Origin of the sequence: Sedimentitalea arenosa (genome assembly GCF_016428585.1) — a bacterium.
GTDB lineage: Bacteria > Pseudomonadota > Alphaproteobacteria > Rhodobacterales > Rhodobacteraceae > Sedimentitalea > Sedimentitalea arenosa.
Genome location: NZ_JAELVR010000010.1, coordinates 124,982 through 137,992, shown reverse-complemented (window position 1 = coordinate 137,992; position 13,011 = coordinate 124,982). Strand labels below are relative to the sequence as shown.

General features: G+C 65.0%; 11 protein-coding genes. 9 read left to right on the top strand and 2 right to left on the bottom strand.

Features of this window, described 5'->3' with window-relative positions; all coding sequences use genetic code 11:
• Positions 1-80 precede the first annotated feature (80 nt).
• From purH to JF290_RS14975, 5 genes are all read left to right on the top strand, one after another.
• Complete coding sequence (purH, locus tag JF290_RS14995) at positions 81-1,670, top strand: bifunctional phosphoribosylaminoimidazolecarboxamide formyltransferase/IMP cyclohydrolase (RefSeq protein WP_199025702.1); 1,590 nt, start codon at positions 81-83, stop codon at positions 1,668-1,670.
• 9 nt (positions 1,671-1,679) lie between these two features.
• Positions 1,680-2,168 carry a signal peptidase II gene (gene lspA, locus JF290_RS14990; RefSeq protein ID WP_199025701.1) on the top strand — a complete coding sequence of 163 codons (489 nt, stop codon included), beginning with the start codon at positions 1,680-1,682 and terminating at the stop codon, positions 2,166-2,168.
• 51 nt (positions 2,169-2,219) lie between these two features.
• Positions 2,220-2,738, top strand: a complete 519-nt coding sequence (locus tag JF290_RS14985) for a DUF3035 domain-containing protein (RefSeq protein ID WP_199025700.1) — start codon at positions 2,220-2,222, stop codon at positions 2,736-2,738.
• An 82-nt stretch (positions 2,739-2,820) separates the two neighbouring features.
• Positions 2,821-4,167 (top strand): M16 family metallopeptidase, encoded by a 1,347-nt coding sequence (locus JF290_RS14980; RefSeq protein ID WP_199025699.1) that lies wholly within the window; start codon positions 2,821-2,823, stop codon positions 4,165-4,167.
• Positions 4,164-5,480, top strand: a complete 1,317-nt coding sequence (locus JF290_RS14975) for a M16 family metallopeptidase (protein ID WP_199025698.1) — start codon at positions 4,164-4,166, stop codon at positions 5,478-5,480. The genes JF290_RS14980 and JF290_RS14975 overlap by 4 nt, the downstream gene beginning before the upstream one ends.
• A 102-nt stretch (positions 5,481-5,582) precedes the next feature.
• Here the strand turns inward: JF290_RS14975 and JF290_RS14970 are convergent, their stop codons facing one another.
• A complete protein-coding gene (locus JF290_RS14970; protein WP_199025697.1) occupies positions 5,583-7,919 on the bottom strand; it encodes an aldehyde dehydrogenase family protein in 2,337 nt (778 codons plus the stop codon).
• 36 nt (positions 7,920-7,955) lie between these two features.
• The gene (gene deoC, locus JF290_RS14965; RefSeq protein WP_199025696.1) at positions 7,956-8,945 is read right to left on the bottom strand and encodes a deoxyribose-phosphate aldolase; all 990 of its coding nucleotides are present in this window, start codon (positions 8,943-8,945) and stop codon (positions 7,956-7,958) included.
• 160 nt (positions 8,946-9,105) lie between these two features.
• Here deoC and JF290_RS14960 point away from each other — a divergent pair, with 160 nt between their 5' ends.
• From JF290_RS14960 to JF290_RS14945, 4 genes are read left to right on the top strand one after another with little or no spacing between them, the layout of a single operon-like run.
• Positions 9,106-10,062 carry a metal ABC transporter solute-binding protein, Zn/Mn family gene (locus JF290_RS14960; protein ID WP_199025695.1) on the top strand — a complete coding sequence of 319 codons (957 nt, stop codon included), beginning with the start codon at positions 9,106-9,108 and terminating at the stop codon, positions 10,060-10,062.
• A gap of 1 nt (position 10,063) precedes the next feature.
• Positions 10,064-10,873 (top strand): zinc ABC transporter ATP-binding protein AztA, encoded by an 810-nt coding sequence (gene aztA, locus JF290_RS14955; protein ID WP_199025694.1) that lies wholly within the window; start codon positions 10,064-10,066, stop codon positions 10,871-10,873.
• Between the two features lie 6 nt (positions 10,874-10,879).
• A complete protein-coding gene (locus tag JF290_RS14950) occupies positions 10,880-12,085 on the top strand; it encodes a metal ABC transporter permease (protein ID WP_199025693.1) in 1,206 nt (401 codons plus the stop codon).
• Positions 12,082-13,011: a metal ABC transporter permease gene (locus tag JF290_RS14945; protein ID WP_199025692.1), complete on the top strand. Its 930-nt coding sequence runs from the start codon at positions 12,082-12,084 to the stop codon at positions 13,009-13,011. The genes JF290_RS14950 and JF290_RS14945 overlap by 4 nt, the downstream gene beginning before the upstream one ends.

Below are 13,011 nucleotides of genomic sequence, written 5' to 3'. Positions count from 1 at the left end.
AGCGCGACAAAACATGCGGTTCAATCCAGTGCTGAATTGCACTATGCCGCGCCTACCTGCCGATTGATCGAGGATACTCCATGACAGACCCCCGCCCCATCCGCCGCGCGTTGATTTCGGTCTCCGACAAGACCGGACTTGCCGAACTGGGACAGGCGCTCGCCGACCGCGGTGTCGAACTCATCAGCACCGGGGGCACCGCTTCAGCCCTGAGGGATGCTGGGCTGGAGGTCATCGACGTGGCCGAATTGACCGGCTTTCCCGAGATGATGGACGGGCGCGTCAAGACCCTGCACCCGATGGTGCATGGCGGACTGCTGGCGTTACGCGACGACCCGGCCCACCAGGCCGACCTCGAGCAGCACCGGATCGGTGAAATCGACTTGCTGGTCGTCAATCTCTACCCGTTCGAGGCGACCGTGGCGGCGGGTGCGGATTACGATACCTGCATCGAGAACATCGATATCGGCGGTCCGGCGATGATCCGCGCGGCGGCCAAGAACCATGCCCATGTCGCCGTGGTCGTGGACACCGAGGACTATGACAGGTTGCTCGGCGACATGGATCAGCATGACGGTGCGACCTGCGCGAAGTTTCGCCGCAAACTGGCGCAGATCGCTTATGCGCGCACGGCAGCTTATGACGCGGCCGTGTCGACCTGGATGGCAGACGCGATAGGTGTCGACACCCCGCGTCGCCGCGCGGTTGCCGGCACCTTGGCGCAGAGCCTGCGCTATGGCGAGAATCCGCATCAGCGTGCCGCGTTCTATGTCGACGGGTCGGACCGTCCAGGCGTCGCGACGGCGACCCAGCACCAAGGCAAGGAACTGAGCTACAACAACATCAACGACACCGACGCGGCCTTTGAACTGGTCAGCGAATTCGCGCCCGAGGACGGTCCGGCCTGCGCGATCATCAAACACGCCAATCCCTGCGGCGTGGCCCGGGGCGCGACGCTGCGCGAGGCCTATTCCCGCGCCTTCGATTGTGACCGCACCAGCGCTTTCGGCGGGATCATCGCCCTGAACCAGACGCTGGACGGGGCGACCGCCGAAGAGATCACCTCGATCTTCACCGAGGTCGTGATCGCGCCCGATGCGGATGAAGCCGCCCGCGCGGTGTTCGCCGGCAAGAAGAACCTCCGCCTGCTGACCACCGGCGCTCTGGCCGATCCGCGCGCCGCCGCATTGACGGTAAGACAGGTCTCGGGCGGACTGCTGGTTCAGGACAAGGACACCGGGACGCTCAGCCCCGACGATTTGAAGGTCGTGACCAGGCGTGCGCCCAGCGATGCCGAACTGGCCGACCTTCTGTTCGCCTGGACCGTGGCGAAACACGTCAAGTCCAACGCGATCATCTATGTCAAGGACGGCGCCACGGTCGGCGTCGGAGCGGGCCAGATGAGCCGCGTGGACAGCACCCGCATCGCCGCGCGCAAGGCTGCGGACATGGCCGAAACGCTCGGTCTGCCGGTGCCCCTGACGCAAGGATCTGTCGTTGCCTCCGATGCGTTCTTCCCCTTCGCCGATGGCCTCGTCACGGCGGCCGAGGCCGGCGCGACCGCGTTGATCCAGCCTGGCGGCTCGATGCGCGATGAAGAGGTGATCGCGGCGGCCGACGCGGCGGGGCTGGCGATGGTTTTCACCGGCATGCGTCATTTCCGGCACTGAGGCGCCGCGATGACCCGCACCATCCTTCTCTGGGCCGCCGCGTTCGCGCTTGTTGTCGATCAGGTCAGCAAATACGCGGTGGTGCACGGGATGGAGCTGTCCCGCCGACTGGCCATCGACGTGCTGCCGCCGGTGCTCAACTTCCGCTATGGCGAGAACAGGGGTATAAATTTCGGGTTGCTCGACGGCGAGTCCGACCTCGCCCGCTGGGCCCTTGTCGTCTTCTCCCTCGGGATCGTCACTGCCGTGTGGGTCTGGGTGCGGCGCTGGCATGCGAAAGCCGCGATGATGCAACTCTGCGCGGGCCTGCTGATTGGTGGCGCACTTGGAAACGTGATCGACCGGGTGTTCTATGGCTACGTGCTCGATTTCCTCAACATGTCGTGCTGCGGCATCAACAACCCGTTCGTCTTCAACCTCGCGGACGTTTTCATCTTTCTCGGTGCGATCGGGCTGATCTTTCTCGAGCCGCGCAGCCGCACCAAAAACGCATCGTGACCTTGCAGGCCGAATAGGATAGAAGCCGGGGAACAGGCAGGAGAAGAACCCGTGCGGACACGTCTCGCATTCACCATCCTTGGGGTGTCGTTGGCCCTTGCGGGCTGCAGCAACAAGCCGTTGCACGAGATCCGGTCCAATTCCGCGGGACCGGACGAGTTCCTCGTGCTGCCGGTGAAACCGCTGACGGCGCCGCAGGATTACGATGTCCTGCCGGCACCGACGCCCGGCGGCAGCAATCTCGTCGATCAGAATCCCACCGCAGATGCGGTGGCCGCCCTGGGCGGTCGCCCGGCGGCGCTTGACCCCTCGGGCGGCGTTCCGTCGTCAGACGGCGCTCTGGTGACCACGGCCAGCCGCTATGGCGTGCCGGCCAACACACGGCAGGTGGTCGCCGCCGAGGATGCCGAGTTCCGCCGCACGCAAGGTCGCCTGTCCGGCTTCAAGCTGTTCCCGGTCGACCGCTACAGCCAGGTCTATCGACGCCAGACCTTGGGACCGTTCGAAGCCAACGCGGCCTTCCGCCGTGCCGGCGCCGAAACGCCCACCGCGCCGCCCGCGAACGAGTAGATTTGCTCACGATTTCGGCATGGCGGCTTGAACCGGCGTGGCGCCCACGTAAGTTTTCGCGAAACGCAACGAAGGATGCCCGATGAAAGCTGTTCTGTCATGGGTGGCAGCGGCCTGCTGTCTTGCCGGCCCCCTGTTCGCCACCACGATAAACGACAAGGTCACGAGCTTTGAGCTCGGCAACGGCATGCAGGTGGTCGTGATCGAGGATCACCGCGCCCCGGTTCTGCAGCACATGGTCTGGTACAAGGCAGGTTCGGCGGATGAGCCGAAAGGCGCCTCGGGCGTGGCACATTTCCTCGAGCACCTTCTCTTCAAGGCCACCGACAAGATGGAAGCCGGCGAATTCTCCGCGACGGTCGCAGCCAATGGCGGGCGCGACAACGCCTTCACCAGCTATGACTACACCGCCTACTTCCAGAGCGTCGCCGCCGATCGCCTGGAACTGATGATGCAGATGGAATCCGATCGTATGGTGAACATCCGCCTCACGCCCGAGAACATCGCCACCGAACGTGACGTGATCATCGAAGAGCGCAATTCTCGCGTCGAGAACAATCCCCGTGCTCTTTTCAGCGAGCAGATGAACGCGGTGCAGTATTTCAACCACCGCTACGGTGTGCCGATCATCGGCTGGCGGCACGAAATGGAAACGCTGGACCTCGACGATGCGCTCGACTTTTACAAAACCTATTACGCGCCCAACAACGCCATTCTGGTCGTATCGGGCGATGTTGTACCCGAGCAGGTGCGCGAGCTCGCCGAGCAGTATTACGGCGCGATACCGGCCAACCCGGATCTGCCCGAACGGGTCCGCACGCAGGAGCCGCCCCAGACTGCCGCGCGGCGTGTTGCCTTCAAGGATGCACGGGTGGCGCAACCCTATGTGAGCCGTTCCTACCTTGCGCCGGAACGCGACAGCGGTGATCAGGAGAAGGCCGCGGCGTTGACGATCCTGGCCGAGATTCTCGGCGGTGGTCAGACCTCCTACCTGACCGAGCGGCTTCAGTTCGACAGCAACGTGGCGGTCTATTCCGGCGCCTTCTACAGTGGGACGTCACTGGACGATACGACCTTCGACATCATCGTGGTACCCAGCGAAGGTGTGGAACTGGAAGCGGCAGAGAGCGCGTTGGATCAGGCGCTCGCGGATTTCCTGCGTGACGGTGTCGACCCTGAACAGCTTGGACGGATCAAGATGCAGCTGCGCGCGGCGCAGATCTATGCGCGGGACAATGTCGACGCGATCGCCAACCGCTATGGCCGCGCGCTGACGAGTGGCTTGACCGTCGAGGACGAACAAGCCTGGCCCGATCTGCTGCAAACCGTGACCGAAGACCAGATCATGACCGCGGCACGCGAGGTGCTGCGGCCCGAAACCTCGGTGACGGGATGGTTGATGCGCAAGGATGACGAGGTGACGCAATGATCCGTGGTGTGTTCGCGCTGGTCGCGCTGCTGCTTGCCTTCCCCGCCTGGGCGGAGGTCAAGGTCGAGAGCCTCACCACTCCGGCCGGTATCGATGTCTGGCTGGTCGAGGATCACTCGATCCCCTTTACTGCTCTGGAAATCCGTTTCCGGGGCGGTACGTCGCTTGATGCACCCGGCAAGCGGGGGGCGGTTCACCTGATGACGGCGCTGCTTGAAGAAGGTGCGGGCGAGCTTGACGCGCGTGCTCACGCACGTGCTCTTGAATCCCTCGCGGCCTCCTTCGGCTATTCCGCGAGTGCCGACGATATCTCGATCTCGGCTCGTTTTCTGACCGAAAACCGGGAGGAGGCTTTGGCGCTGCTGCGCGAGACGATTCATGCGCCCCGGTTCGACGAGGACGCGATCGAGCGCGTGCGGGCACAGGTCATCGCCAGCCTCATGTCCGATGCGAAGGATCCCGATGCGATCGCGCGACTTTCCTTCAACCGGCTGGCCTATGGCGATCATCCCTATGGATCTGACGGCGAGGGTACGCCCGAGTCGGTCTCGGCCCTGACCCGCGATGACCTTCTGAACGCGCATGCCGGTGCGTTCGCGCGCGACAGGCTCTACGTGGCCGCTGTGGGCGATGTGACCGCCGAGGATCTGGCGCGCATCGTCGATGATCTGCTGGCGGACCTGCCCGAAACCGGCCGCCCGATCCCCGGCCCTGCCGAGGTCTCCCTGTCCGGCGGTACCACGGTTGTTCCTTTTGCCACGCCGCAATCTGTCGCGGTGTTCGGGCAGAAGGGTATCGACCGGCATGATCCCGACTTTTTCGCCGCCTATGTCCTGAACCAGGTGCTGGGCGGCGGGTCTTTCGAAAGTCGCCTGATGGACGAGGTGCGCGAGAAGCGCGGCCTTACCTATGGTGTCTATTCCTATCTGGCGCCGCGCGACCTGGCGGCGGTCTATCTTGGCAGCGTTGCGTCTGCGAATGATCGGATCGCCGAGGCCATCGAGGTGATCCGCGAAGAATGGAGCAAGGCCGCCACCGAGGGTGTGACGCTTAAGGAGGTCGAAGCGGCCAAGACGTACCTGACCGGGGCCTATCCGCTGCGATTCGACGGCAACGGGCAGATCGCCCGCATCCTTGCGGGGATGCAGATGGAGGGGCTTCCGACGGATTACATCGCCACGCGCAACGACCAGGTCCAGGCGGTCACGATCGAGGACGTCAACCGCGTCGCTGCCGAACTGCTGGATCCGGAGGGCTTGCGCTTTGTCGTGGTCGGGGAACCCGTGGGTCTGGAAGCGACCGTCACCGACTGACACAAAGCATACTTGTTTAACGGAGGCGCGTTCCGCGCCACGCCATGTCTCGGGCCCACCCTCCGGGTGGTCCCTCGGCCGCCGCGTTCAAAAGTCGTGCGTTCAGGCCCCGTAGGGGATCCAGATCGTCCGGTCTTCGGTGGCGTGGTTCAAAATGCAGCGCATCTTCAGGCTGGCCCAATCCGTCGCGAAGCCGTCATTCACCCAAGTGCGTTTCAGGTTGCCGGCGCTGGCGCGCTCGATCTCGGCGGACAGGTCGGTCGAGGAAAAGCTCCAGACCGCATCGACGTCGAGATGTGCCGCGAGGGTGGGTGCGAGATCGGCGTGCCGCCCGGTCAGGATGTTCACGACCCCGGCGGGGACATCCGAAGTATCGATCACCTGATAGAAGTCCGTCGCCGCCAGAGGGTGCGCCTCGCTCGCCGCCAGAACGACGCGATTGCCCATAGCGATAGCCGGAGCCATGAGCGACATCAGGCCCAGCAGGGGTGCCTCGTCCGGGCAGATCGCACCGATCACACCGACCGGCTCCTTCATCGCCAGCGCGACACCCCGGATCGGCACTCCGGCGGTGCGCCCATCGACCTTGTCGGCCCAGGCCGCGGCGGTGAACAGGCGGTCGAGGCAGAACTCGACCTCCTGAGCGCCTTTGCGCCCGCCGGTCATCGCATCGATGCGAGCGGCGAACTCCATCGCGCGGGCTGACAGGTTCTCGGCCATGTAATACAGAATCTGGGCGCGCAGGTGACCGGTGGTCCGGGCCCAAGCCGAGGCACCGCGTGCGGCTTCGACGGCGTTTCGCACGTCCTTGCGACTGCCTTGCCCCACATGGCCCAGCAGACGTCCCGCGGGGTCGCGCACCGGCAGGGAATGGCCGTTGTCGGGTCTTGCCTGCTTGCCGCCGATATACAGCTTGGCGGTGCGGTCTATCACTGTCGTCGCAACCTCGTTTCGCTGCGGCGCGGCGCGCTGTTTCAGCTGTTTGCGCGTGTCCTTCGGTCGGGTGTAGGCCGTCAGCCCTTCCCACCCCCCTTCGCGACCGAAGCCGCTTTCGCGCACGCCGCCGAACGGGGCCGCGGCATCAAAAAGGTTGGTGGCGTTGATCCAGACCACGCCGGCCGCGAGCTTCGGGGCGATGTCGAGCGCGAGGTTTATGTTCTCGCTCCAGAGCGTCGCCGCCAGCCCGTAGCGCGTGTTATTGGCGAGTGCGACAGCTTCGTCGGGCGTGCGGAAGGTGCAACTGACAAGGACCGGGCCGAATATTTCCTCCTGCATCAGGGAATCCGCGGGACCGAGACCGCTGATCAACGTCGGAGGATAGAAGCATCCCGAGGTCGGCACGGAAATGCCTGCGACATGGCGTTCGCCGGCCGTGTTGCCTTCGACCATTTCGGTGATCCGGGCCAGCTGGACCGGGTCGACCACCGCACCCACGTCGATGCACTTGTCGAGCGGATCGCCGATGCGCAGCCGATCCATCCGACGCCGCAATCGCGCATGGAAATCCTCGGCCACGCTTTCCTGCACCAGCAGGCGCGAGCCGGCACAGCAGACCTGTCCCTGATTGAACCAGATCGCGTCGACCAAACCCTCGACAGCACTGTCGAGATCCGCATCGTCAAACACAATATAGGGGCTCTTTCCCCCCAGTTCGAGCGTCAGCGCCTTGCCGCTGCCCGCGGTGACCTCGCGGATCCGCCGTCCGACCGCGGTCGATCCGGTGAAGGCGATCTTGTCCACGTCGGCTTTCACGACCATCTCCCCGACCGTACCATCGCCGGTCACGATGTTGACGACGCCCTTTGGCAGCCCGGCCTGTCGGGTGATCTCGGCAAAAAGCAGCGCCGTCAGGGGGGTGTATTCCGCGGGTTTCAGGACCACGGTGTTGCCCATGGCGAGCGCCGGGGCGACCTTCCAGGCCAGCATCAGAAGTGGGAAGTTCCACGGGATGATCTGCCCGCAGACGCCCAACGGTTCGACATCGGGCAAACTGTCTTCCATCAGCTGCGCCATGCCCGCGTGATAGTAGAAATGCCTCTGGACCAGCGGGATATCGATGTCGCGCGCTTCCCGGATCGGCTTGCCTGTGTCCAGCGTCTCGAGCACCGAGAACAGGCGCGCGTGTTTCTGCAGCAGGCGGGCGAGGGCGTAGAGATGGCGCGCCCGGCCCGGTCCGCCCAATGCCGCCCATTTTCCCTGCGCGCGCCGCGCTGCCTTCACCGCCGCATAGACGTCTTCCTGGCGGGCCTGCGTGACCTCTGCCAGTAGCGCGCCAGTGGCGGGATTCCGGCTATCGAAGGCCGGCCCCGGTGCGGTGAAGGCGCCGTCGATGAAATGACCGAACTTGCGTTCGAAGCTCTCCAGCCATGCTTGCGCTTCAGTGTCGCTTTCCGGTGCCGGGCCGTAGTCCATTGTTTCGAATTTCTCTTTGACGGTCATGGCTTCTTTCTGATCGCAAACATCCGAGTGTCGGCGCTATCCAAGGGCGTGGCGATGGGCGGCGGAATAGGCGCCGGTGACATGGTGTTCCAGCTGCCGCTCGATATCGCCCAGCAGCGAGGAGGCGCCGAAGCGGAACAGGTCCGGACGCAACCAGCGGTCTCCCAGCTCCTCCTTGATCAGCGACAGGTAGACCAGCGCATCCTTCGCCTTGGAGATGCCGCCGGCCGGCTTGTACCCGACCCGATAGCCGGTGCGCTCGTGATATTCCCGGATGGCGCGGATCATGACCAGGGACACCGGCAGGGTCGCGTTCACGCTCTCCTTGCCGGTGGAGGTCTTGATGAAATCGGCGCCCGCCATCATGCAGACCAGCGACGCGCGGGCGACGTTGCGCAGGGTGCCCAGTTCCCCGGTTGCAAGGATCGCTTTCACGTGCGCCTCGCCGCAGGCCGCGCGGAAAGCGCGCATCTCGTCATAGAGCGCCTGCCAGTCACCCGATAGAACGTGCCTGCGAGAGATAACGATGTCGATCTCGTTCGCGCCTGCCTGCACACTTTCGCCGATTTCCGCGACCCGCAGGTGAAACGGCGACAATCCTGCGGGAAACCCGGTGCTGACGGCTGCAACCGGGATGCCTGAACCTGTCAGCGCGGCGACCGCCGGGGCGACCATGTCGTGATAGACGCAGATCGCGGCAACGCTCAACCGGTCGAAGCCAAGCGCCTGAAGCAGGTCCGCCCGAACCGGGTGGCGCCCCTTGGCGCAGAGCCGCCGCACCCTTTCGGTGGTGTCGTCGCCTGCCAGCGTGGTCAGGTCGATACAGGTGATGGCCCGCAGCAGCCACGCCGCCTGGTGATCCTTCTTGACACTGCGTCGCCCGGGCAGGGTGGCGACGCGGCGTTCGATAGCCGAGCTGTTGGCCTGGGCGCGGCGCACCCAGCCCATGTCGAGCTCCATCCCGGGGTTGCGCGGCTCGGTCACTTGCGGCAGCTGCATCGGGCTGAGGCGGGTCTCGCGCGTCATTTCTGATCCTTCGGGCATATCGGGTGAAAGGTCGCATGGGGCCGCGGCCAAGGCAAGCATCCGCGAAGCGCCTTTCTTGCGAATAATTCGCAATAGCATTGACTAACTCGCTGCGTGCTCTCATATTCCAGTCATCGCACCACCCAAACCGGAGACCCAAATGCACCGCCGTGCCCTTGTTGCCCTGTTAACCGTCCTGTTTGCCCTGCCGGGCGTGGGGCTGGCTGCGGATGATCGGCTGCAGGTCGTGGCGACCACCGGCATGATCGCGGATGCAGCACGCCAGGTCGGAGGCGAAGAGGTCGAAGTCAGGGCGCTGATGGGGCCGGGAGTCGATCCGCATTCCTATCGGCAGACCCGCACCGATATCGTCGCCATGACCCGCGCCGACCTCGTCCTGTGGCACGGTCTCTATCTCGAGGCGCAGATGGAGGAGTTCCTCCACGACCTGGGGCGCAAACGCAATGTCGTGGCCGTGGCGGACGCCCTGCCACGGGATCTGCTGCTGGCGCACGAGGACTATCCCGACAAGTTCGATCCGCATGTCTGGATGGTGCCCGACCTCTGGAAAGAGGTCGTCTTACAGGTGCAGGCGGCCCTCATCGAGACACGTCCCGAGTCGGCGGAGATCTTTGCCGCGAACGCAGCCGCTCATCTTGACGAGATCGACCGACTGGCCGCCTACGCCCGTGCCAGCATCGGGGATGTGCCGCCGGAGAATCGCGTCCTTCTGACCGCGCATGACGCGTTCGGATACTTCGGTCAGGCCTATGGTGTCGAGGTCATCGGAATCCAGGGCATTTCGACTGAAAGCGAGGCGGGGTTGAACCGGATCAGCGCCCTTGTCGATCTCCTGGTCGAGCGAAACATCACGGCGGTGTTCGTCGAAACGTCCGTTTCGGACCGCAACATCCGTGCGCTGATCGAGGGCGCCGGAGCGCGGGGGCACGAGGTGCGGATCGGAGGCGAGCTCTTCAGCGATGCGATGGGGGCCGAGGACACCTATGAAGGCAGCTATGTCGGGATGATCGACCATAACGTGACGACCATTGCGCGCGCTCTCGGGGCCGACGTGCCGGCGCGCGGCATGTCGGGCCGTCTGTCGGCGGGGTCCTGAGATGACGCTCGAACTCGCAGCGGCGAAAGGCCAACGGATGACGCAACCGGCGCAGTCGGCACACAGCCCGCTGTCGATCCGTGGTCTCACGGTTTCCTACGGGCAGAAACCGGCGGTGTTCTCGGTCGACATGACCGTGCCGCCGGGTGCGATGACCGCGATCATCGGGCCGAACGGGGCCGGCAAATCCACCCTGCTGAAGGCGGCGCTCGGCATCGTGAAACCGCTGTCGGGGCGGGTCGAGGTGTTCGGAACGCCCCTTGCGGCGCAACGGTCGCGGGTTGCCTATGTGCCTCAGCGCGCCAGCATCGACTGGGATTTCCCCGCCCGCGTGATCGACGTGGTTCTGATGGGGCTCTATCGGCAGCTCGGCCTTCTGGGACGTCTGCGCGCCAGCCACAAGGCGCAGGCGATGGATTGTCTGGAGCGGGTCGGCATGGCCGATTTTTCCGAGCGGCAGATCGGTCAACTGTCCGGCGGTCAGCAACAGCGCGTGTTTCTCGCCCGCGCTCTGGCGCAGGACGCGGATCTGTATCTTCTCGATGAACCCTTCGCCGGGGTCGATGCCGCGACGGAAAAGGCGATCATCGCGGTGCTGAAATCGTTGCGGGAAGACGGCAAGACGGTGGTGGCCGTGCATCATGACCTGGCGACCGTACGGGACTATTTCGACCATGTGTTCCTGATCAATACGACGCGCATCGCCGAAGGACCGGTGGACGAGGCCTTTACCGCCGAGACGCTTCAGGCCGCCTATGGCGGTCGGCTGGCCACCGCGCAGGTCGATCAGCTGGCGCGCGCCCTGGGGTAAACCGCCATGATCGCCGACGCGTTGCTTCTGCAACTTGGATACAACGCGACGCTGGTGGCGATCGGCGCGACCCTGCTGGGTCTTGCGGCCGGGGCGGCAGGCACTTTCCTGTTTCTGCGCAAACGCGCGCTGGTCAGCGATGCGATCAGCCATGCGACCTTGCCGGGGGTCGGGCTTGCCTTCATCGTCATGGTGGCGATGGGCGGCGACGGGCGAAACCTGCTCGGTCTGCTGGCGGGATCGGCCCTGTCGGCCTGGATCGGGCTGCTCTGCCTTGGTTGGCTGGTGCGCCGTACACGGCTGGCCGAGGACGCCGCCATCGGCGCGGTGTTGTCGGTTTTTTTCGGTTTCGGGATCGTGATCCTGACGGTGATTCAGACCATGAGTTCGGGTCGCCAGGCGGGCCTCGAAAGCTTTCTTCTGGGCTCGACCGCGGGGATGTTGCGTGCGGACGCGGCGATCATCGCCATTGGCGGTGCGATCATCGTGGCGCTGATCGTCCTGTTGCGCCGCCCGATGACGCTGGTCGCGTTCGATGCCGATTTCGCGGTCGCGCAAGGCCTCCCGGTGGCGCGGCTCGACCTCGCCATGATGGGGTTGGTCATGGCAGTCACCGTGGTCGGACTTAAGATCGTCGGGCTGATCCTGATCGTTGCGCTGTTGATCATCCCCCCCGTCACGGCCCGGTTCTGGAGCGAGAGGAGTGACCGTGTGGTGCTTCTGTCTGGGCTGGTCGGCGGCCTTTCGGGCTTTGTCGGCGCGGCGGTGTCCGCCTCGGCGCCCAATCTGCCGACGGGTCCGATCATCGTTCTGGTCAGTTTCGCGTTCTTCGTCGCGTCATTGCTGCTCGCCCCCGGACGCGGCGTGCTGGCAGAGGTTCTGCGCCATCTGCGATTTCGCAAACGCGTGCACCTGCGTCAGGGATTGCTCGCGCTTGCGCAGGGTCAGCCGATCTACGAACCGCTGACGTTGCGCCTGCTGCGCCGCGCCGGATTGGCCCGCGCGGACGGAGTCGCGACCGAAACAGGACGCGCCCGCGCCGCCAAGGCGCTGCGCGACGAACGCCGCTGGCAAGTGGTGCGGGGAGATCAGGCTTATGAAGCGGTCGCCGCGCTCTACGACGGTCTGCGCGATATCGAAACAGTGCTGACCGGTGACCAGATCGCCGAGGTCGATCGTGTGATCGGCCGGCCGCAGGGGGTACCGGCATGAGTGGTGCCGAATTCGTCCCGATCTCGCTGCCGCCGCTGCTCATCGGCATTTTCGCTGCTGTCGCCTGCGCGCTGCCTGGAAATTTCCTGTTGCTGCGGCGGCAGGCGCTGATCGGAGATGCGATCAGCCATGTGGTGCTGCCGGGCATCGTCGTCGCCTTCCTTGTCACAGGGGTGATATCGACCTGGCCGATGATGGTGGGCGCGGCGGCGGCGGCCATCGTGGCGGTCGTGCTGATCGAGGCGATCAGGCGGCTGGGCCGGATCGAACCGGGCGCGGCGATGGGGGTCGTCTTCACCAGCATGTTCGCAGCCGGAGTTCTTCTGCTCGAGCAATCCGATACGTCGAGTGTGCATCTGGATGTCGAACACGCGCTCTATGGCAATCTCGAGAGTCTGATCTGGCTCGATGCCACGGGCTGGGCATCCCTGTGGGACCTCGACGCGCTGGCCCATCTGCCGCCGGAATTGCCGCGCATGGCGATCACTCTGGTCGTCGTCGCGTTGTTCACGACCCTGTTCTGGCGCCCGCTCAAGCTGTCGACCTTCGATGAAGGGTTCGCCCGCACGCTCGGACTGCGCACCGATCTTCTGGGCCTGGCGCTGGTGATCGTCGCGGCGGTGGCCGCGGTGGCGGCGTTCGACGCGGTCGGGTCGATCATCGTGATCGCCATGTTCATCTGTCCGCCCGCCGCGGCACGCATGATGACGAACCGTCTTGAACACCAGGTCGGGTGGAGCGTTCTCTTCGCCGTTCTCTCTGCCGTCGGCGGCTATGTTCTGGCCGGTTATGGACCGCTCTGGCTGGGTGCGCAGGACGCGGTAAGTGCCGCGGGCATGATCGCCACCATCTCGGGGCTGATCCTCGCGCTGACGGCCCTGTTCGGTCCCTGCCGCGCGCGGTCGGGCGCCCCGCAGGACGCCTGA